Raw genomic sequence first — 21,231 nt, 5'->3', positions numbered from 1 at the left:
CCCCGGATGGCCCCTGCCTGTGCGTCTACCCCTGCGCCTGCTCCCGCTGTCGCTGAGCATCGCCGCCTGCCTGCCGGGCACGGCGCTGGCTGCCAGCGACAAACCGCTGAACTGGGCGCTGTGCCCGGCCGGCGACATCATTCCGCCCTTCGAAGGCGCGCCCCCGGCGGCGCAACCCGGCGACCCGGCGCGCGACCAGCAGCCGACGGTGATCGAAGGCGACAAGCAGGAAGGCACCCGCACCACGCCCCAGTTCCAGGGCAACGTCGCCCTGGTCCGCGGCGACCAGTTCCTGGGCACCGACCGCATCGCGATGGACACCGAGGCCGGCACCTACGTGGCCGAGGGCAACGTCCGCTACCAGGACTCGGGCATCCGCATCGTCGCCGACCGCGCCGAGGGCAACCAGAACACCGACACCCACACCATCACCAACATCCGCTACCAGCTGGTGGACCGGCGCGGCAACGGCGGCGCCGACTCGATCGAACTGACCGGCCCGCTGGGCCAGATGCACCACTCCACCTACAGCACCTGCGACCCCTCGCAGCGGATGTGGGAACTGCGCGCCCAGCAGATCGACGTGGACAGCGACGACGGCTTCGGCGTGGCCCGCAACGCGGTGCTGCGGATGGGCAAGTTCCCGGTGCTGTACGTGCCGTGGTTCAAGTTCCCGGTCGACGACCGCCGCCAGACCGGGCTGCTGTACCCGGCGGTGAGCATGTCCTCGCGCAACGGCTTCGACTACCGCCAGCCGATCTACCTGAACCTGGCGCCGAACTACGACATGACCCTGGAACCGCGCTGGATGAGCAAGCGCGGCCTGCTGCTGGACACCGAGTTCCGCTATCTCTACGACGGCGGGCGCGGCATCATCAACGCGTCGTACATGCCCAATGACGACCTGCGCGACCGCGATCGCGGCCGCTTCCTGTTCAGCGGTTACCACAACCTTGGCCAGAACTGGCAGGCGCGTGCCAATGTCGGCTGGGTCAGCGACGAGCGCTACGTGGAGGACTTCGCCAACCGGCTCGCCGGCATCTCGGCCTCCTATCTGCAGAGCACCGCCGGCATCTACGGCCTGGGCCAGCACTGGAGCGCCGGGGCGATGGCCGAGCACTTCCAGCTGACCGATTACACGCTCACCGACGCCAACCTGCCGTACAGCCGCCTGCCGCGGCTCTACTTCAACTGGGAACAGCCGCTGGGCCACTGGTTCGACGCCGGCGTATGGGCGGAGACCGTGCGCTTCGAGCACAGCGAACGGCCCGGTGGCAGCCGCCTCGACGTGAAGCCCTATGTCTCGGCGCGGCTGGGCGGGCCGGCGTGGTACATCACCCCGACCCTGGCCTGGCGCTACACCGCCTACGACCTCGAGCCGGCCCTGGCACAGCAGCTGGGTGGCGACACCTCGCCGACCCGCAGCCTGCCGATCACCACGTTCGACGCGGGCGTGTACTTCGACCGCGACACCCGCATCGGCGGCGCCGACTACCTGCACACGCTGGAACCGCGGCTGTTCTACCTCAATACCCCGTACCGCGAGCAGGACGGGCTGCCGCTGTTCGACACGCGACCGTTCACCTTCAGCTGGGGCCAGCTGTTCCGCGACAACCGCTACTCCGGCGCCGACCGCCAGACCGACGCCAACCAGCTGACCGTGGCCCTGAGCACGCGCCTGATCCGCCAGGCCGACGGCCGCGAAAAGCTGTCGGCCAGCCTCGGCCAGATCCGCTACTTCGAGGATTCCCGCGTCGTGGCCCCCGGCGAGCTGCCGGTGGAGGAAGGCAAGTCGGCCTGGGTGGCCGACGCCAACTATGCGATCAACGACCGCTGGAACCTGGGCGCCTCCTACCAGTGGGACCCGAAGTTCCGCCGCGAGGACCTGGCCAGCGTGCGCGCCCGCTACCTGTGGCCGGGCGACGGCGTGGTCAACATCGGCTACCGCTACCGCCGCGACCTGCTGGAACAGGCCGACTTCAACTTCCTGTACCCGATCAACCCGGTCTGGAGCGTGGTCGGCCGCTACTACTACTCGATGGACGACGACAAGCTGCTGGAGGCCGTCGGCGGGGTGCAGTGGGACAGCTGCTGCCTGGCGGTGCGGGCGCTGGCCCGACGCTACGTGCGCAACCGCGAGGGCGAGCTGGACAATTCCATTCAGTTCGAATTCGTGCTCAAGGGCCTAGGGTCGGCGGGCCAGGACACGGAGCGGACTTTGCGCCGTGCTATTCTCGGCTACTACCGCGACGACCTGTACCTGGTCCCGCCCAGCAACACCACGCCCGATCCGGACGATTACGATCCGAACCTGATTCCGTGAGTCCATGAGCCCACGCCTTTCCGCGACCCTCCTGGCGGTTGCCGCCGCCCTTTCCCTCCCGTTCGCCGCCCCGGCCCAGCAGCTGCAACCGGTCGAGCGCATCGCCGCGATCGTGGACGAGGACGTGGTGCTGCAGAGCGAACTGGACCTGGCGATGCGCAACATCGTTGCCCAGTACGCCGGCCGCGAAGACCAGCTGCCGCCACGCGCCGTGCTCGAACGGCAGGTGCTCGAGCGCCTCGTGCTGACCAAGCTTCAGGTCGAGCGCGCGCGCGGCAACGGCATCCGCATCAGCGACCAGGAACTGAACCAGGCGGTCGCGGCGATCGCCCAGCAGAACGGCCTGACGGTCGACGGCCTGCGCCAGCGCCTGGCCGACGACGGCCTGTCCTTCGAGGATTTCCGCCGCTCGCTGGCCGACGAGATCATGACCCAGCGGCTGCGCCAGAGCTTCGCCCAGAGCCGCATCAACGTCAGCGAGAGCGAAGTCGACGCCGCCATTGCCCAGGAAGCCAGCGGCGGCAGGCAGTACCACCTGGCGCACATCCTCGTCGGCGTGCCCGAGGGCGCGACCGCCGAGCAGCTGGCCACCGGCCAGCGCAAGATCGACGGCATCAAGAGCGTCATCGAACGCGGTGAACTGACCTTCAACGCGGCGGCGGTGCGCTACTCCGACAGCCCCAACGCGCTGGAGGGCGGCGACCTGGGCTGGCGCAGCCTGGACGAGATCCCCAGCGCGTTCTCGCGCATGATCACGGACGCGCAGCCCGGCCAGATCATCGGGCCGATCCGCGGCCCCAGCGGGTTCCAGCTGTTGCAGCTGGTCGAGGTGCGCGACGCGTCGACCGCGGGCGGCCCGGCGCAGACCGTCACCGAATACAACGTCCGCCACATCCTGGTGCGGGTCAACGACCGCCAGGACGATGCCACCGCCAAGGCCCGCATCGACACCCTGCGGGCGCGCATCGCCGGCGGCGCCGAGTTCGACGCCGTGGCGCGCGAGTCGTCCGAGGACACCAACACCCGCGGCCAGGGCGGCGACCTGGGCTGGTTCCCGGCCGACGCCTTCGGCCCGGATTTCGGCAGGCAGGTCACCGCGTTGGCCGACGGCGGCGTGTCCCAGCCGTTCCGTACCGAAGCCGGCTGGCACGTGATCCAGCGCATCGGCGAGCGCCAGACCGACGTCACCGACACCAACCGCCGCGCCCAGGTCCGCGAGACCATCGGCCGGCGCAAGCTGGAAGAGGAATTCAACCGCTACCTGGCGGAGCTGCGTGGCGAAGCCTACGTGGTGTTCCGCACCGGCGCCGGCGCGTCCGACGCGCAGGCCCCGGCCGAGGCGCCGGCGGCACCGGCCGCGACGCCCTCCGGCGGCTGACGTGACCGGGCCGCGGCTCGCGCTGGTTCCAGGCGAACCGGCGGGGGTGGGCCCGGAATTGTGCGTGCGCCTGGCGCAGGCGCCGCGCACGGACTGCTCCCTCGTCGCCTTCGCCGACCCGGCCACGCTGCGGTCTGCCGCCGATGCCCTGGGCCTTCCGCTGAACCTGCTGCACGAGGACGAGCCGGCGCGGCGCCCCGGCGACATGCCGCTGCGCATGTTTCCCAACGCCAACGCCGTGGTGTTCGGGCACCCGGATCCGCGCAACGCCGGTGCGGTGGTCGGTGCCCTGCTCGATGCCGCGGACGCGTGCATGGCCGGCCGTTTCGACGGCATGGTCACCGGCCCGGTGCAGAAGGCCACGATCAACGAGGGCGGGATCGCCTACACGGGAACCACCGAGCTGCTCGCCGGCCATGCCGGGAGCGACGTGGTGATGATGCTGGCCAACGATGTCGTCCGCGTCGCGCTGGCCACCACCCACCTGCCGCTGCGCAACGTCGCCGATGCGATCGACGTGGAACTGCTCGTGCGGGTGTTGCGGGTTACCCATGAGGCGCTGCGCACCGGCTTCGGGATCCCGGAACCGGTCATCGCGGTGCTGGGGCTGAATCCGCACGCCGGGGAGGCCGGCCACCTGGGCAGCGAGGAGATCGAGACCATCATTCCGGTCCTCGATCGCCTGCGCGCACAGGGGATGCACCTGGTCGGCCCGCTTCCCGCCGATACCGCCTTCCTGCCGCGCAAGCTGGCCGGCTTCGACGCGGTGCTGGCCATGTACCACGACCAGGGCCTGCCGGTACTCAAGTACAGCGGCTTCGAGCGCGCGGTGAACGTGACCCTGGGCCTGCCCTACCCGCGCGTGGCGGTCGACCATGGCACCGCACTGGACCTCGCAGGCCAGGGGCTGGCCGATCCGTCCAGCCTGGAAGCGGCGGTGGCCACCTGCGCGCGGATGGCGGCGCAGCGGCAGGCGCGGTAACGGACGCACCGGATCCCCGCGTCGACCCCGACGCCGCGCGCACCCCGAAAATGGCCCCGCCGGATGATGGCCGCCCTCTTCTTTGAACGCGAGCGCGGGCGCATCCCGGGCGATCGAGCCCGGGAACGGGCCTGATCCTCGGCACTCCGTACGCGCCCTGACCGACGGGACGGCGTCGTGCCGGGATACGGCGTCCTCGGGCGACCTGAGGCGCCGCCACCCCGTCTGCCAGAGACAGACACGCAACCGCCGATTGGAAGCCGCCGAGCTTCTCGTAGGAGCCCATCCTCATGGGCGACCGGGGCATTTGACCGCCAAAGCGTCGTTCGTGCCGACGCCCTCGGGTCGCCGATGAATCGGCTCCTACAACCCGAAAGCCGATCGAGGGCCACGGTGCCTCGGAGCCCATCCTCATGGGCGACCGGGGCATTTGACCGCCAGGGCGTCGTCCGTGCCGACGGCGTCGGGTCGCCGATAAATCGGCTCCTACACACATGCAGAGCGGAGACGCGACCCGAAAGTCCCACGAAGACGCGGTGGGCCGGGGGTGTCGCGGGAGCGGACAGGGATGTCCGCGCCGGATCGTCGGCACAGGGATGTGCCGCCGAGCCGGCCGCGACTCCCCCGGCCCGTCGCGGCTCCCACCGAAGCCGACCACAATCAGCGCTCCTGGGGTTGCGGTGCGGTGCGGTTGCGGTTGCGGTTGCGGCTGTCGCGCGCAACGCCATCAGCACGCATCCGGCGCGTGCGAGGTGTCGCGGCATGGCGCCGCTAGAACAGCTCGCCCGCCTCGCGCGCCGGCGCGACGAGCCCCAGGTGGCGATAGGCCTTGGCGGTGGCCATGCGCCCGCGCGCGGTGCGGACCAGGAACCCCTGCTGGATCAGGTACGGCTCGATCACGTCCTCCAGCGTTCCGCGCTCCTCCGACAGCGAGGCGGCCAGCGATTCAACGCCGACCGGGCCGCCATCGAAATGCTCGATGATCGTGCGCAGCATGCGCCGGTCCAGCTCGTCGAAGCCTTCCGGATCGACCTTGAGCATGGCCATCGCCGCACCCGCCACCCCGGCATCGATGTGCCCGGCGGCTTTCACCTGCGCGTAGTCGCGCACGCGCCGCAGCAGGCGGTTGGCGATGCGCGGGGTGCCGCGGGCGCGGCGAGCGATCTCGCCCGCGCCCCCCGCCTCGCAGTCGATGCCCAGGATCTGCGCGGAGCGGCGCACGATACGGGTCAGTTCCTCGGGCGTATAGAACTCCAGGCGCTGGACGATGCCGAAGCGGTCGCGCAGCGGCGCGGTCAGCAGGCCGGCGCGGGTGGTCGCGCCGATCAGGGTGAACGGCGGCAGGTCGAGCTTGATCGAGCGCGCGGCCGGACCCTCGCCGATCATGATGTCGATCTGGAAATCCTCCATCGCCGGATACAGGACCTCCTCGACCACCGGCGACAGGCGGTGGATCTCGTCGATGAACAGGACGTCGTGCGGCTGCAGGTTGGTCAGCAGCGCGGCCAGGTCGCCGGCCTTCTCGATCACCGGGCCGGAGGTGACCCGCAGGTTCACGCCCAGCTCGTTGGCGATGACGTGGCTCAGGGTGGTCTTGCCCAGCCCCGGCGGGCCGAAGATCAGCACGTGGTCCAGCGCTTCGGTGCGGCGCCGTGCGGCCTCGATGTAGATGCCCAGCTGTTCGCGGACCGGCTGCTGGCCCAGGTACTCGTCCAGCCGCTTCGGCCGGATCGAGGCCTCGGCGACGTCGTCCTCGCGGGTGGCGCCGGCGGTGAGGATGCGTGGTTCGTTCATGCGGCCATGTTCGCACGCCACCCGGCCGCGATGCAGCGCCCGCGGCGGCCGGTCAGATCTCCACCTGCGACCCCAGCTCCACCAGGCGGTTGCCGGGGATGCGGAAGAAGCCGGTAGCCGGGGCGGCGTTGCGGTGCATGATCGCGAAGACCTTGTCGCGCCAGATCGGCATGCCGCGGCGGCGGCCGGCGACGATCGTCTCGCGGCTGGCGAAATAGGTGGTGTCCATGGGGTCGAAGCCCATCCCGCCGGCGTCGCAGGCGCGCATCAGCGCCAGCGGCACGTCCGGCGTCTCCATGAAGCCGAAGCGCACGATCAGCCGGTAGAAGTCGTCGCCGATCTGGTCCATCTTCAGGCGCTTGTCCGCCGGCGCGTGCGGGACGTTGAGCGTCTCCACGGTGAGGAACACGTTGCGCTCGTGCAGCACCTTGTTGTGCTTGAGGTTGTGCAGCAGGGCATGCGGGACCACCGTGGTGTCGGTGGTCAGGAACACGGCCGTGCCGGGCACGCGCACCGGCGGGGCGAGCATCAGCCCCGGCAGGAAGGTATCCACGCGGATGCCGTCCTTGCGCATCTCCTCGCGCATCAGTTCGCGGCCGCGCCGCCAGGTACGCATCAGGGTGAACAGGACGATGCCCAGCACCACCGGGAACCACGCGCCCTGCAGGATCTTGGCGCCGTTGGCGACGACGAAGCCCACGTCGATCACGAAGAACACCACGCACAACGGCAGCACCCAGTTGCGCCAGCGCGGCCACAGCGCGCGCGCCACCAGCGCCAGCAGCAGGGTGTCGATCAGCATCGTCGCCGAGACCGAGATGCCGTAGGCCACGGCCAGGTTGCTGGAACTGCGGAACGCCAGCACCAGGCCGATCACCATCACCATCAGCATCCAGTTGATGCCCGGCACGTAGATCTGGCCGATGGCGTCGTGCGAGGTGTGCTTGATCCGCATCCGTGGGATGTATCCCAGCTGCATGGCCTGCCGGGAGATCGAGTAGGCGCCGGTGATCACCGCCTGCGAGGCGATCACCGCCGCCAGCGTGGCCAGCACGATCATCGGGTACAGCGCCCACGACGGCACCGACTCGTAGAACGGGTTCTTGACCAGCTCCGGGTGCTCCAGCACCAGCGCGCCCTGGCCGAGGTAGTTGAGCAGCAGGCAGGGCAGGACGAAGAAATACCAGCCATGCCGGATCGGGCGGGCGCCGAAGTGGCCCATGTCCGCGTAGAGCGCCTCGCCGCCGGTGACCGCCAGCACCACCGCGCCGAGGATGAACACCCCGTGCCAGCCGTGCTCCATGAAGAACCGCGCGCCCCACCAGGGGTTGAACGCCTTCAGCACCTCCGGCGCCTCGATGATGTTCCAGGCACCGACCGCGCCGATGGCCACGAACCACAGCATGGTGATCGGGCCGAACACCTTGCCGACCTTCTCGGTGCCGAAGCGCTGGGCGAAGAACAGCACCACCAGCACCGCGATCGTCAACGGCACGATGAAGTGGTGCAGCCCGGGCGCGGCGACCTCCAGGCCCTCGATCGCGCCCAGCACCGAAATCGCCGGGGTGATCACGCCGTCGCCGAAGAACAGCGAGGCGCCGAAGATGCCGAGGATGCCCACGACATACGCCGAGCGCGAGCCGTTCCTCAGCGTGCGCTGGGCCAGCGCCATCAGCGCCATGATGCCGCCCTCGCCCTCGTTGTCGGCGCGCATGATGATGGTCACGTACTTGAGCGTGACGACCACCATCAGCGCCCAGAACGCCAGCGACAGCACGCCCAGCACCGTGTCGTGGTCGCTGTCCAGGCCGTAGTGCGGCGAGAACGCTTCCTTGAGCGTGTACAGCGGGCTGGTGCCGATGTCGCCGAAGACGACGCCGATGGCGCCGACGACCAGTGCCAGGTGGCTGGCGCCGACGCCGTGCGATGCGGCGCCGTGCTGTCCGTGGCCAGGCGTGGGGGTGTGCGCTGCGGTCATGGCGGCCCTAGGTTAGCTCGGTTGCGATCGCATCGGCGCACGGCGTCAGCGCAGGGCCGACTGCAGCGCCTTGCGGATGATGGTGGAGGCCTCGTCGCCCGCGGCGGCGGCGTCGCGGGCCATGCGCGCGGCCTCGGCCGGCTTGTAGCCCAGCTGCACCAGGGCGGTGACCGCATCGGCCATCGGATCGCCGGCCGCGGCCGGCAGGCCGGCCGGGCCGGCGCCGGCGAGGTCGGCGGCGCGGTCGCGCAACTCCACGACCATGCGCTCGGCGGTCTTCTTGCCGATCCCGGGGATGCGGGTGAGCGCGGTGACGTCGCCGGCCTGCACCAGCCGCGCGAATTCGTCCACGCTCACCCCCGACAGCACGGCCAGGGCGATCTTCGCGCCGATGCCGCTGACCCTCTGCACGTCCCGGAACAGGCGCCGTTCGCCCTCGCGCAGGAAACCGTACAGCGACACGCTGTCTTCCTTCTGCGCGTAGTGGGTGAACAGGGACACCTCGCGCCCGAGGTCGGGCAGGTCGTAGAAGGTGCTCATCGGCGCCTCGAGCTCGTAGCCGACGCCATTGACGTCGACCACCAGCCACGGCGGCTGCTTCAGGGCGAGGATGCCACGCAGGCGTCCGATCATCGGGGGTTCCTCGGGGGGCAAGTCACTTCCGGCTCCAAGCCAGGCGCGCATCCACGCCCAGGCGCCACGCGGTGGCGCGCACGTGGGCATGGGTCAGGGCGATGGCCAGCGCATCGGCGGCGTCGGCCTGGACCTTGCCGCTCAAGCCGAGCATGGCCGCCACCATGTGCTGGATCTGCAGCTTGTCGGCGCCACCGGTGCCGACCACCGCCAGCTTGACCTCGCGCGCGGCGTACTCGCTCACCGGCAGGTCGCGCAGGACCACCGCGCTGATCGCCGCGCCGCGGGCCTGGCCCAGCTTGAGCGCCGAATCGGCGCTGCGGCCGACGAACACCTGCTCGATCGCCACTTCCTGCGGGCTGTATTCGTCGATCAGCGCCGCCAGCCCGTGCAGGAGGCGCTTCAGGCGCGCGGCGAAGTCGCCCTCGCCCAGCAGCACCAGCGGCTGGTGGTGGACATGCAGCACGCGCCCGCCCGGATCGACATCGATGATGCCGATGCCGGTGCGCTGCGAGCCGGGGTCGATGCCCAGGATTCGGACCCGGCCCTGCGGCCGGGCGAGGCCGGCAACGCTCACGCACGCGCCTCCGCGTGCAGGACCGGTACCGCCACCGCTTCGACCCCGGTCGGGTGCATGGTCAGCCGGCGTCGCCCAGGTCGGCGTTGGAGTACACGTTCTGCACGTCGTCCAGGTCCTCGAGCATGACCAGCAGCCTGGAGACCTGCTGCGCGGTCTCGCCGGCCACGGCGATGTCGTTGTCGGCGCGGAACGTGACTTCGGCATATCCCGGCACCAGGCCCGCCGACTCCATCGCCTGCCTTACCGCGTCGAACTGGTCCGGCGGGGTGAGCACGTCGATGGCGCCGTCCTCCGGGTAGACCACGACGTCGTCCGCGCCGGCCTCGATCGCCGCCTCGGTGATCCTGTCTTCGTCGCCGCCCTCGTAGCTGAGCACGCCCAGGCGCTTGAACATGAAGGCGACCGAGCCCTCGGTGCCCATGTTGCCGCCGCACTTGGAGAAGGCATGGCGCACGTCGGCCACGGTGCGCACCCGGTTGTCGGTCAGGCAGTCGACGATCACCGCCACGCCGCCGGGCGCGTAGCCCTCGTAGCGGATCTCCTCGTACTCGACGCCCTCGAGTTCGCCGGTGGCCTTCTTGATCGCCCGCTCGATCACGTCCTTGGACATGTTGGCGGTGAGCGCCTTGTCCATCGCCGCGCGCAGGCGCGGGTTGTTGGCCGGGTCGCCGCCGCCGGCGCGGGCGGCCACGCCGATCTCGCGGATCAGCTTGGTGAACACCTTGCCGCGCTTGGCATCGGTGGCGTTCTTGCGTGCTTCGATCGAGGGGCCGCGACCCATGTACGTTCCAATCGTCCAACCGTCAGGAACGCGATTATACCGGGCTGTCCGGATCGCCATCGCCCCCCGCGACGACCTCCGCATCGAGGAACGCCCCGGTGCGCAGGAACGCGGCCACCTGGCGCGCGGCTTCGGCCGAGAACACCAGGCCGGTGTGGCTGGCGTGCACGCGGCAGCTGGCAGCCAGGCCCGGCAGCCGGGTCTCGGCCAGGGCCACGGTGCCGTCGGACTCGGCATCCACGGCGTGCAGCAGGCGGCCGATCCCTCGCGGCACGTCGCCCGCGACCATGCCGGTCGGAACGCGGCCGTCCCACGCGCCGCAACCGTCCCGCAGCAGCGCGCTGCTGCGTCCCAGCGCCCACGCCAGGCGCGGACGCGACGCCAGCGTCCGCGCCGTGCCGCTGCCGCGCAACGGCGACCCCAGGCAGACCACCCGCACCACCGGCAGCCCGGGATTACGGCGCAGCACTTCCAATGCCAGCAGTCCGCCCAGGCTGTGCCCGACCAGGTGCCTCGGCGGACCATCGCGCAGGCGTTCGGCCAGCGCCGCCAGCGCCGGCTCCGGACCGCCGACGATGCTCGGATAGCCGAACGTCTGCACCACGAAGCCCGACCGCCGCAGGCGCCAGGCCAGCGGGGCCAGCCACCACGCCGCATTCCACAGGCCGTGGACCAGCAGCACGCGGTCGCAGCCGGCGCCGTTCGAGCTCACGCGGCCTCCGCGGCGTGCTGCTGCTTCCAGGCGCGCGGCGACAGGCCGCAATGGGCCTTGAACGCACGCGACAGCGCGGCCTCGCTGCCGTAGCCGACCTCGTCGGCGACCACCTTCAACGGCCGCCCGCGGCGCAGCGCCTGCTGCGCCAGCCCGACCCGCCAGCCGAGCAGGTACTGCCCGGGCGTGCGGCCGACCGCCTCGCGGAAGCTGGCGGCGAACACGCTGCGCGACATGCCGCAGGTGGCCGCCAGGTCCTCCAGGGTCCATTCGCGCGTCGGCGCTTCGTGCATGGCCACCAGCGCATGCCGCAGCCGCGGGTGCGACAGCCCGGAGAGCAGCCCGCCGGCCACCTCGCCGCGCTCCATCAGGTGGCGCAGCAGCTGGATCATCACCACTTCGAACAGGCGGTCGATCATGGCCTGGCGCCCGCAGCGCCGTTCGAACGCCTCCTCGAACAGCAGGTCCAGCACCGGCTGGCACCCGTCCAGCGCCGACAACGGCAGGCACACGAAGGACGGCAGCGCCGCCGCCACCGGATTGCCGGTCCCGCCCTCGAAGCGCAGGTTGGCGCACGCCATGTCCGCGCCCTGCTCGGGGTCGCTGCTGAAACGGTGCGACAGCGGTCGGGGATACAGCAGCAGGCTCGGCTCGTCGATCCGCACCGGCGCGCCGCCATGCGAGACCTCCAGCGGCCCGCGCCGGACCAGGTGCAGCTGCCCGTGCACGCCGTCGGCGTCGAGCAGGTTGATCCCGCACAGCGCGCCGGCGTTGAACAGCTGCGCGCTGACCGGGAAGCGCTCCAGCAGCGCCGCGAGGCGGTCGACCATCGATCCGTACTCCTGGTCAAGTTTTCAGGACTCCACGTGGCAGATCGTAGCAGGCGAGCCCGCAAAGTAGCTCCTGCCCGCCGGGCACATCCCACCCGACACCAGACAGGAACCCGCCATGTCCATCGACAAGATCCTCTACGCCGCCACCGCCACCGCCACCGGGGGCCGCGAAGGCCGCGCCCGCAGCTCCGACCGCGTCCTCGACGTGCAGCTGTCCACCCCGCGCGAGCTGGGCGGCGCCGGCGGCCCGGGCACGAACCCCGAGCAGCTGTTCGCGGCCGGCTATTCGGCCTGCTTCCTGGGCGCGCTGAAGTTCGTCGCCGGCAAGCAGAAGGTCGCGCTGCCGGCCGATACGACGGTCACCGGCAAGGTCGGCATCGGCGCGATCCCGGCCGGCTTCGGCATCGAGGCCGAGCTGACCATCGCCGCGCCGGGCGTGCCGCGCGACACGCTGCAGGCGCTGGTCGACCAGGCCCACACGGTCTGCCCCTACTCCAACGCGACCCGCGGAAACATCGACGTGTCGCTGCTGATCGCCGACTGACCCCCTCCCCCCTCTTCCTCATCCCAAGGGAAACCCGTCGCCATGAACGTCATCACCCGCAGCTTCGCCGCTACCCTGCTGGCCATCGCCGCCACCTCCGCCCATGCCGCCGCGCCGCACGTCGATGCGGCCGCCCGCGCCACCGTGCAGGGCGATTACGTCACCACCGCCGAGGGCGTGCGCCTCTACTACAAGGACTGGGGTCCGAAGGATGGCCCGGTCGTCACCTTCAGCCACGGCTGGCCGCTGAACTCGGACAGCTGGGAAGCGCAGATGCTGTTCCTGGCCGAGCGCGGCTACCGCGTGGTCGCCCATGACCGCCGCGGCCACGGCCGTTCCAGCCAGCCCTGGGACGGCAACGACATGGACCACTACGCAGACGACCTGGCCGCGGTGATCGACGCGCTGGACCTGCACGACGTCACCGTGGTCGGCTTCTCCACGGGCGGCGGCGAAGTGGCCCGCTACATCGGCCGCCACTGCACCGCGCGGGTGAAGAAGGCGGTGCTGGTCGCCGCCGTGCCGCCGATCATGGTCCGCACCGCCGACAACCCGCGCGGGCTGCCGATGGACGTGTTCGACGGCCTGCGCAAGGCCTCGCTCGAGAACCGCTCGAAGCTCTACCTGGACATCGCTTCCGGCCCGTTCTTCGGCTTCAACCGCCCGGGCGCCAAGCCGGATGCCGGCCTGGTCCAGAGCTTCTGGGCCCAGGGCATGCAGGCCGGGCACAAGAACACCTACGACTCGATCGCGGCGTTCTCGGCCACCGACTTCCGGGGCGACCTGGCGAAGTTCGACGTGCCCACCCTGGTGATCCACGGTGGCGAGGACCAGATCGTGCCGGTCGACACCTCGGCGCGGGCATCGGCGGCGCTGGTGAAGGGCGCGCGCCTGATCGTGTACCCGGATGGCCCGCACGGCATCGCCGATACCCACAAGGACCGGCTCAACCAGGACCTGCTCGACTTCCTGCGCGAGTGACGCCGCATCCATCCCGGGGAAGAACGCGAACGGCCGCAGCGATGCGGCCGTTCGTGCGTGCCCGCGTCGGGGCGGTCAGGCCGGGCGGCGCAGGATGAATTCCAGGTCGCGGACCCGGCCCACCGGGAACTCGTAGGTGCCGACCTTGGCGAAGCCGTGGCGTGCATAGAACCGTTGCGCGCCGAGGTTCTCCGACCAGACCCCGACCCAGAGCGTGCGTGGGCCGTCGCGCAGCAGCCAGCGCTCGGCTTCGTCGAACAGCCGTCCGCCCCAGCCGCCATTCTGGTGCGAGGCCAGCACGTACAGGCGCTTGAGTTCGCCGTCGCCGCGCTGCACGTCCGCATGCGGCAGGCCGCAGGGACCGGCGGCGGCGTGGCCGACGGCTTCGCCCCCGTCCTCGAGCAGCCAGACCGCGTAGTCCGGATGGCCCAGGATGACCGCCTGCTTCTCCGGCGGATAGGCATCTGCCAGGAAGGACGCCAGGTCTTCGGCCGGATACAGGTGGCCGAAGGTCTGGGTGAAAGTACGGGTGGCAAGCGACGACAGCGTCGTCGCGTCATCGGGGGTGGCGCGGCGGATGGTCAGGCTCATGGGTCCTCCTGTGCGACATTGAAGCAGAAGCGCCGGCTCCGGGCGGGGGCGCCGCTTCGTTGGGCTTGAAGCAGGAGCACTGGCTCCGGATGGAGCCGCCTCGTGCTTCGGCCTTGGCTTGGAACGCGTGGGTCCGGACGCGGCGCTACCGCTTTGACCGTGGCATGAAAGCGCTGGCTTTGGACGGGGCCGCCGCACCTTGGCGGTCTGGCGCATCGGCTGGCTCCGGCGTCCTGCCTTCAACAGCCGACCGCAGGCCATCCATGGCCTGCTTGCGCCAGACCGCCAAGGTGCGACGTCCTTCGCGAGCTTCAGGGTCAGGCCTTCGTTCCGGCGAAAGGCGGCTTCAGCGCGCATCCGGGTGCACGGTAGAGCTGGGCTTGCCCCGCTGCCCTCTGCGACGTGCCAACAGCAGCAGTGCGAGCCCCACTCCATGGGAAGCGGGCAACTCCGGCAGCGAGAACGCAAAGCGACGAGTTCCCGCTCTCCTCATCGAAGCGGCTCCATCAACGCGCCCGAAGACGTGGCAGTGCGGGGGTATGGCGCGAGCAGCACAGGGATGTGCTGCGCTCGGCGGTTGAAGGCAGGACGCCAGAGCCAGCCGACGCGCCATACCCCCGCACTGCCGCGGCTCCATCCGAAGACATCACACCCACCGCAGCGTTTGCCGTTGCCGTCCAGCCTGCGGCAGCGCAACTCAGTCCTTCGCCGGCTGCGGGCGCACCTGGACGTGGACCTCCGCCAGCTGCTCGTCCGGGATCGGCGACGGCGCGCCGGTCATCAGGCACTGCGCCGAGGTGGTCTTCGGGAACGGGATCACGTCGCGGATCGACTCGGTGCCCGCCATCAGCGCGGCGATGCGGTCGATGCCGAAGGCGATGCCACCGTGCGGCGGCGCGCCGTACTTGAGCGCGTCGAGCAGGAAGCCGAACTTGGCCTCGGCCTCTTCCGCGCCGATGCCAAGCAGCTCGAAGACCGCGCTCTGCATCTCCGGGCGGTGGATGCGGATCGAACCGCCGCCGATCTCGTTGCCGTTGAGGACCATGTCGTAGCCGCGCGACACCGCGGTCTTCGCATGCGCGCGCAGCTCGGCGATGTCGTCCACCGCCGGGGCGGTGAACGGATGGTGCAGGGCCACGTAGCGCTGCGCCTCCTCGTCCCACTCGAACATCGGGAAGTCGGTGACCCACAGCGGGCGCCAGCCATCGGCCACCAGGCCGAAGTCCCTGCCGGCCTTCAGGCGAACCGCGCCCATGAAGTCGCAGACCTTGTTGTAGGCGCCGGCGCCGAAGAACACGATGTCGCCGTTGCCGGCGCCGACGTGGGCGACCAGCGCTGCGAACTGCTCCTCGCCGAAGAACTTCTGGATCGGCGAGGAGACCGCGCCTGCCTCGTCGATCTTGATGTAGGCCAGGCCCTTGCTGCCGTACTTGGCCGCGTGCGCGGCATATTCGTCGATCTGCTTGCGCGACAGCGACGCACCGCCGGGGATGCGCAGCGCGGCGACGCGGCCGTCCGGATCGTTGGCCGGGCCGGTGAACACCGCGAACTGGCTGTCCTTCACCAGGTCGGCCACGTCGACCAGCTCCAGGCCGATGCGCAGGTCCGGCTTGTCCGAGCCGTAGCGGCGCATCGCCTCGGCCCAGGTCATGCGCGGGAACTGCGCGTCCAGCTCGACATCGACGACCTCCTTGAAGATCGCGCGGATCATGCCTTCGACGTAGTCCTGCACGTCGCGCTCGCGGACGAAGGCGAACTCCATGTCCAGCTGGGTGAATTCCAGCTGGCGGTCGGCGCGAAGCGCCTCGTCGCGGAAGCAGCGCGCGATCTGGTAGTAGCGGTCGAAGCCGGCCACCATCAGGATCTGCTTGAACAGCTGCGGGCTCTGCGGCAGCGCGTAGAACTCGCCCGGGTGCATGCGCGCCGGGACCAGGAAGTCGCGCGCGCCCTCGGGCGTGGCCTTGGTCAGGATCGGGGTCTCGATGTCCTGGAAGCCGTCCGCGTCCAGGTACCGGCGCAGCGCCTGCACCAGCTTGATCCGGGTGCGCTGCATGCGCTGCATCTCCGGGCGGCGCAGGTCGAGGTAGCGGTACTTCAGGCGGGTTTCCTCGCCCGGGTTCTCGTGCGCGTGGAACGGCAGCGGCGCGGCCTTGTTGAGGATGGTGATGCGGGTGGCGATCACCTCGACCTTGCCGGTGCGGATCCTGTCGTTGACCGCATGGCGCGCACGGACCACGCCCTCGACCTGGATCACGTCCTCGTAGCCCAGCGAGGCTGCCACGGCGAAGACCTCCTGGTTGTCCGGCTCCACCGTCACCTGGACGATGCCCTCGTGGTCGCGCAGGTCGATGAAGCAGACGCCGCCGAGGTTGCGGGCCACGTCGGTCCAGCCGGCGAGGGTGAGGGTCTGGCCGATCAGGGTCTCGTCGACCAGGCCGCAGAAATGGGTACGCATGGGAACTCCGCAGGGGGGCCGGTCGCCAGTGGCGCCGGGGAACGCGATATTTTGAGGCCCACGCCCGGCCCGGGCAAACGCGTCCTGCCCGGCCTGCCCCCGTCCTCACCGCACCGGTGACACAGTGGGCCGGCATTAAGCCGCCCAGCGGTAAATCCCGGAGCAACCGCCGCGGCACCAGGCGACCGTCAAGGAGGAGAAAGCCATGTTCCGTTCCCTGTCCGCCACCTGCCTGGCCCTGGGCCTGGCCTTCGCCGGCACCGCCCTGCCCCAGCCCGCCGCCGCCCAGTCCACGCGCGCCTACGCCCCGGAGAACCTGCGCCAGCTGACCCTGCCCGAGCGGGTCCGGGTCATCGAGCGCGAGTACGCCGACCAGTCCCGGGGGCGGCAGATCCCCGACGACCAGCTGGAGTTCTACCTGGACCAGATCGATTCGGGCTGGGGCTTCAGCCGCATCCAGCAGGACATCGCCACCTCGTTGCGCGGTGGCAGCGCCAGCAGCGGCCTGCGCCCGGGCTGGAACGGCTCGAACTGGAGCGGCCAGACCCTGATCTGCTCGAGCACCGACCACCGCCGCCGCGAGTGCCGCACGCCGTTCAACGGCCGTCCGGCGCTGGTCGAGAACATCTCCGGCACCCGCTGCGTGGAAGGGGTCAATTTCGGCGGCGGCAACGGCATGATGTGGGTCGACCAGGGCTGCCGCGGCCGTTTCACCGAGGGCCGGGGCGGCGGCTGGGGCGGCAACACCGGCCAGACGATCCGCTGCGAGAGCCAGAACAACCGCGAGCGGACCTGCCAGACCAACTTCCGCGGCCGGGCGGTGCTGGTCCGGCAGCTGTCGGGCAGCGCCTGCATCGAGAACCGGACCTGGGGCCAGCGCGGCAACACGATCTGGGTCAGCAATGGCTGCCGCGGCGAGTTCGCCCAGCGCCAGGGCGGCGGCTGGGGCGGCAACAACCCCGGCTACTCGGTGACCTGTGCCAGCGAGAACAACCGCCGCCGCACCTGCGCCTGGGACCGGCGCCAGGGCCGCCCGGTGGTGATCGAGAACCTGTCGAGCACCCGCTGCCAGGAAGGCTTCAACTGGGGCTTCGACGGCAATTCGATCTGGGTCGACCGCGGTTGCCGCGCGCGCTTCGGCGCGCGCTGAGCCCGGCTTCAGTCGCCGGCGCCCCAGGGCGCCGGCGGCAGCGGCACCGGCGTGGCCAGGTCGAACTCGACCTGGAACAACCGCCCGTCCGGCCGCGCCAGTTCGTACATGAAGCGCGTCCCGGGCTCGATCTCCATCGCCCAGGTGTTGGCGACCGACGCGGCCAGCCCTTCGCGACCGAACATCGCCACCGATTCGGCATCGACGGGAAATTCCTGTCGCCGCGCGCTTCCGGCCGAGGCGGCGTCGCCGCCGTACATCGTCACCGGGTCCGGACTGCCATCGGCATGGCGGTGGTCGTGCTTCAGGCGCAGTCCGTCGGCGGTGCGGGTCAGCACCCAGGTGCGCGAATGGTCGTCGCCGACGTGGAACGGCACGCGCAGTCCGCGCGCCGGCGCCTCGCACCCGCGCACGTGCATCACCAGCGCCTTGCCCTCGAACGGATCGGGCGTGGAGGACGCGGGGCGGTTGGCGACGATGCGGCCGGCGTAGGCCTGGCCGCAGTGGGCGGCGAGCGCGGCGAGGAAGGCGTCGGCCGGCGCCGGCGATGGCGCGTCGGCGTGCGGGGCCGCCGATGGCGCGGGCGGCGCCGCGCCCTGCGAGCAGGCGGCGACGAGGAGCAGCAAGGGAGCGAGACGGAGGGCGTTCATCGCCCCACCGTACCCGCGCGCGGCGAGCGGCGGCAACCGCCGCGCCCCCGCCTGCCGGAACGAGCGACGGCTGCGCCGACACGCGCGCCATGGCGAACAGCGGGCCGCGCCGTTGCCCGCCATGCCGCGCAGCCCCCCGCAGGCAGGCCAACCCGTACGGTCAGCTCCCGCTGGCGGGCGCGGAAGGCTTGGCGGGCGCAGCGCCTTCGCTCTTTGCCGGGGCGGCCGCCGGCGCGGATGCCGGCTTGGGCGCGGCCGTGGACTCGCCCTTCGATTCGGATTTGGCCGCGCCCTCGCCGCCGTCGGCCAGGTTGCGCTTCTTGTCGCCGTCCTTCTTGAAGTCGGTTTCGTACCAGCCGCTGCCCGACAGCCTGAACGCCGGGGCGGTCAGCTGGCGACGCACGCCGCCGGTCGCCCCGCAGGACGGGCAGGTGTCCGGATCGGCATCGGAAAGCTTCTGCAGGCGGTCGAAACTGTGGCCGCATTCGGTGCACTGGAAAGCGTAGATCGGCATGGCAGCAGGGTCTTGGCGATGGGGTGGGACGGCGGGAATGTAAGGGTGGCCCGCGGCGATTCAAGCCACGGGCGTGGATGCGGCCTCAGCCGGCCTCCTCCAGCAGTGCCAGCCACGCCTGTTCGGCCTGTTCGAGCTGCCGGGCCATGTCCTCGCGCTCGCGCCCCAGCTGGGCCAGGCGCCCGGCATCGGCCATGTGCGAGGGATCGGCCAGGCGCCGGTCCAGTTCGGCCACCTCGGCCTCCAGCTCGCCGACGCGCTTCTCGGCGGCGGCCAGCTTGACCGGATTGACCGGCTTCTTCGGCGTGGCGGGCCTGGCCGGCGGCGACGGCAACTCCACCTTCGCCGGGGCGGCTTCGGCCATGCGCTGCTTGGTGCCCTGGGCGGCCGGGCGCGCGCGCAGCCATGCCGCATAGGCGTCGAGGTCGCCGTTGAATGGCTCGACCACCCCGTCGGCCACGCGCCAGAAGGTGTCGCAGACCAGGCCGATCAGGTGGCGGTCATGGCTGACCATCACGATCGCCCCTTCGAAGTCGCTCAGCGCCTCGGCCAGGGCTTCGCGCATCTCCAGGTCCAGGTGGTTGGTCGGCTCGTCCAGCAGCAGCACGTTGGGCTGCTGCCAGGCGATCAGCGCCAGCGCCAGGCGCGCGCGCTCGCCGCCGGAGAAGCCGTCGACCACCTCGAATGCGCGGTCGCCCGGGAAGTTCCACTTGCCGAGGAAGTCGCGGAAAGCCTGGGTCGGCGAATCCGGCGACAGTTCGCGGAAATGGTCGATCGGCGACTGGCCTTCGTGCAGCGACTCGACCGTGTGCTGGGCGAAGTAGCCGATCCGCAGGTCCGGGTGCGCGCTGCGCTCGCCGGCCACCGGCGGCAGGTCGCCGACCAGGGTGCGCACCAGGGTGGTCTTGCCGGCGCCGTTGGGGCCGAGCAGGCCGATGCGGTCGCCCGCCTCCAGGCCGAAGCCGACCTCATGGAGGATCACCGAATCCTTGCCGTATCCGGCCTCGACATGGTTCAGCCGGATCAGCGAGAACGGCAATCGGTTGGGCTGGGCGAACTCGATCCGGAACTCGCGCTCGGCGCGCACCGCCTCGGTGCCGGCCAGCTTGGCCAGGCGCTTCATCCGGCTCTGCGCCTGCGCGGCCTTGGAGGCCTTGGCCTTGAAGCGGTCGATGAAGCTCTGCAGGTGCGCGCGCTCGGCCTGTTCCTTCTCGTGCGCGATCTGCTGCTGCCGCAGCTGCTCGGCGCGCTGGCGCTCGAAGTCGGTGTAACCACCGACATAGAGCTTGGCGCCGCCGCCGTGCAGGTGCAGGGTGTGGGTGGCGACGTTGTCCAGGAACTCGCGGTCGTGCGAGATCAGCAGCAGCGTGCCCGGATACTTCAGCAGCCACTGTTCCAGCCAGTAGACCGCGTCGAGGTCGAGGTGGTTGGTCGGTTCGTCGAGCAGCAGCAGGTCCGAGGGCATCATCAGCGCCCGGGCCAGGTTCAGGCGCACGCGCCAACCACCGGAGAACGAGGACACCGGGCGGTGGTGGGTCTCGGCCGGGAAGCCCAGGCCATGCAGCAGCCGGCCGGCGCGGGCTTCGGCGTCGTAGCCGTTGAGCTCGGCCAGCTTCTGGTGCGCGGCGGCCACCGCCTCCCAGTCCTCGCGCGCGTTGGCCGCCGCTTCCTCGCGCAGCACGTTGGCGATCACCTCGTCGCCACCAAGCACGAACTCCAATGCGGGATCGGGCAGCGATGGGGTTTCCTGCGCGACCGAGGCGATCCGCACCTTGCCGGGCAGGTCGACGTCGCCCTTGTCGGCCTCCAGCTCGCCCTTGATCGCCGCGAACAGGCTGGACTTGCCGGTGCCGTTGCGGCCGACCACGCCCACCCGGTAGCCGGCATGCAAGGCCAGGTCGACGTTGGACAACAGCAGCCGCTCGCCGCGGCGCAGGGCGAAATTGCGCAGGGAAATCATGGGGGACGCTACAGAAGGAACGGGAATCAGCAGATGCCGACGGATGCGGCGCGGCCATTCTACCGGTTAACGAATACTTGACGCCGGCAGGCCCAGGATCCCGTAACGGAAATTTGACAATCGCCCGTCACAGGGTTATTCCGGGATTGCTGCGCCGCAACACCATCCGCTCCGGCCAATGCCGACCCCGCCCCTCCAGGAGTCGTTCCATGATCGCCCAGCACCGCCTGCTCTCCGCCGCCATCGTCACCGCCCTGGCCGCCCCTCCCCGCCCCCCCCCCGCGCGGGGAGCGGTGGCCGCGCCCCCCCCCCCCCCCCCCCGCCCCCGGAAAAAACCCCCCCCCCCTTCCCTCCGGAACCCCGCCATGACTGGCGTCGCGAGGAACTGCTCG

General features: G+C 70.7%; 18 protein-coding genes. 6 read left to right on the top strand and 12 right to left on the bottom strand.

Going from position 1 to position 21,231, the window contains the following annotated elements; all coding sequences use genetic code 11:
* The first annotated feature begins 19 nt into the window (after window positions 1–19).
* The 3 genes from lptD to pdxA are packed head-to-tail and all read left to right on the top strand — an operon-like array spanning window position 20 to window position 4,683.
* Window positions 20–2,323 carry an LPS assembly protein LptD gene (lptD, locus tag CSC66_RS06885; protein WP_162376658.1) on the top strand — a complete coding sequence of 768 codons (2,304 nt, stop codon included), beginning with the start codon at window positions 20–22 and terminating at the stop codon, window positions 2,321–2,323.
* A 4-nt stretch (window positions 2,324–2,327) separates the two neighbouring features.
* Window positions 2,328–3,701, top strand: a complete 1,374-nt coding sequence (locus CSC66_RS06880; RefSeq protein ID WP_162376657.1) for a peptidylprolyl isomerase — start codon at window positions 2,328–2,330, stop codon at window positions 3,699–3,701.
* 1 nt (window position 3,702) lies between these two features.
* Window positions 3,703–4,683: a 4-hydroxythreonine-4-phosphate dehydrogenase PdxA gene (gene pdxA, locus CSC66_RS06875; RefSeq protein ID WP_162376656.1), complete on the top strand. Its 981-nt coding sequence runs from the start codon at window positions 3,703–3,705 to the stop codon at window positions 4,681–4,683.
* Between the two features lie 771 nt (window positions 4,684–5,454).
* Here the strand turns inward: pdxA and ruvB are convergent.
* The 7 genes from ruvB to CSC66_RS06840 form a co-directional block, all read right to left on the bottom strand.
* Entirely contained in the window at window positions 5,455–6,477 is a 1,023-nt protein-coding gene (ruvB, locus tag CSC66_RS06870) for a Holliday junction branch migration DNA helicase RuvB (RefSeq protein WP_162376655.1), read from the bottom strand.
* Between the two features lie 52 nt (window positions 6,478–6,529).
* Entirely contained in the window at window positions 6,530–8,455 is a 1,926-nt protein-coding gene (locus tag CSC66_RS06865; RefSeq protein ID WP_162376654.1) for a potassium transporter Kup, read from the bottom strand.
* Window positions 8,456–8,500: 45 nt separating this feature from the next.
* Window positions 8,501–9,088: a Holliday junction branch migration protein RuvA gene (gene ruvA, locus CSC66_RS06860; protein WP_162376653.1), complete on the bottom strand. Its 588-nt coding sequence runs from the start codon at window positions 9,086–9,088 to the stop codon at window positions 8,501–8,503.
* A 22-nt stretch (window positions 9,089–9,110) separates the two neighbouring features.
* A complete protein-coding gene (gene ruvC / locus CSC66_RS06855; RefSeq protein ID WP_162376652.1) occupies window positions 9,111–9,665 on the bottom strand; it encodes a crossover junction endodeoxyribonuclease RuvC in 555 nt (184 codons plus the stop codon).
* A 61-nt stretch (window positions 9,666–9,726) separates the two neighbouring features.
* Window positions 9,727–10,449: a YebC/PmpR family DNA-binding transcriptional regulator gene (locus CSC66_RS06850; RefSeq protein ID WP_162376651.1), complete on the bottom strand. Its 723-nt coding sequence runs from the start codon at window positions 10,447–10,449 to the stop codon at window positions 9,727–9,729.
* 34 nt (window positions 10,450–10,483) lie between these two features.
* Window positions 10,484–11,128, bottom strand: a complete 645-nt coding sequence (locus CSC66_RS06845) for an alpha/beta fold hydrolase (RefSeq protein WP_162376830.1) — start codon at window positions 11,126–11,128, stop codon at window positions 10,484–10,486.
* Window positions 11,129–11,157: 29 nt separating this feature from the next.
* Entirely contained in the window at window positions 11,158–11,991 is an 834-nt protein-coding gene (locus CSC66_RS06840) for an AraC family transcriptional regulator (protein ID WP_162376650.1), read from the bottom strand.
* A 118-nt stretch (window positions 11,992–12,109) separates the two neighbouring features.
* Between CSC66_RS06840 and CSC66_RS06835 the strand changes: the two genes are divergently transcribed.
* Both CSC66_RS06835 and CSC66_RS06830 read left to right on the top strand, forming a co-directional pair.
* Entirely contained in the window at window positions 12,110–12,538 is a 429-nt protein-coding gene (locus CSC66_RS06835; protein WP_162376649.1) for an organic hydroperoxide resistance protein, read from the top strand.
* A gap of 42 nt (window positions 12,539–12,580) precedes the next feature.
* Window positions 12,581–13,519, top strand: coding sequence for an alpha/beta fold hydrolase (locus CSC66_RS06830; RefSeq protein ID WP_162376648.1), 939 nt, complete (start codon window positions 12,581–12,583; stop codon window positions 13,517–13,519).
* Window positions 13,520–13,594: 75 nt separating this feature from the next.
* Here CSC66_RS06830 and CSC66_RS06825 read toward each other — a convergent pair whose 3' ends face one another.
* Together CSC66_RS06825 and aspS are read right to left on the bottom strand one after the other, a co-directional pair.
* Complete coding sequence (locus CSC66_RS06825) at window positions 13,595–14,110, bottom strand: GNAT family N-acetyltransferase (RefSeq protein WP_162376647.1); 516 nt, start codon at window positions 14,108–14,110, stop codon at window positions 13,595–13,597.
* A gap of 697 nt (window positions 14,111–14,807) precedes the next feature.
* Window positions 14,808–16,565, bottom strand: a complete 1,758-nt coding sequence (aspS, locus tag CSC66_RS06820; protein ID WP_162376646.1) for an aspartate--tRNA ligase — start codon at window positions 16,563–16,565, stop codon at window positions 14,808–14,810.
* A 478-nt stretch (window positions 16,566–17,043) separates the two neighbouring features.
* Between aspS and CSC66_RS06815 the strand changes: the two genes are divergently transcribed.
* On the top strand, window positions 17,044–17,715 hold the full coding sequence (locus CSC66_RS06815; protein ID WP_338016021.1) for a DUF3011 domain-containing protein: 672 nt from the start codon (window positions 17,044–17,046) through the stop codon (window positions 17,713–17,715).
* An 8-nt stretch (window positions 17,716–17,723) separates the two neighbouring features.
* Here CSC66_RS06815 and CSC66_RS06810 read toward each other — a convergent pair whose 3' ends face one another.
* From CSC66_RS06810 to CSC66_RS06800, 3 genes are all read right to left on the bottom strand, one after another.
* A complete protein-coding gene (locus CSC66_RS06810; protein ID WP_162376644.1) occupies window positions 17,724–18,365 on the bottom strand; it encodes a hypothetical protein in 642 nt (213 codons plus the stop codon).
* A gap of 160 nt (window positions 18,366–18,525) precedes the next feature.
* Window positions 18,526–18,879, bottom strand: coding sequence for an FmdB family zinc ribbon protein (locus CSC66_RS06805; RefSeq protein ID WP_162376643.1), 354 nt, complete (start codon window positions 18,877–18,879; stop codon window positions 18,526–18,528).
* 85 nt (window positions 18,880–18,964) lie between these two features.
* Window positions 18,965–20,839, bottom strand: coding sequence for an ABC-F family ATP-binding cassette domain-containing protein (locus tag CSC66_RS06800; RefSeq protein WP_162376642.1), 1,875 nt, complete (start codon window positions 20,837–20,839; stop codon window positions 18,965–18,967).
* Window positions 20,840–21,231: the final 392 nt, after the last annotated feature.

Source organism: Pseudoxanthomonas kaohsiungensis (assembly GCF_010211765.1).
Lineage (GTDB): Bacteria > Pseudomonadota > Gammaproteobacteria > Xanthomonadales > Xanthomonadaceae > Pseudoxanthomonas > Pseudoxanthomonas kaohsiungensis.
Note: the sequence above shows the minus strand (reverse complement) of the source record. Positions and strands in the feature narration are given on the sequence as shown.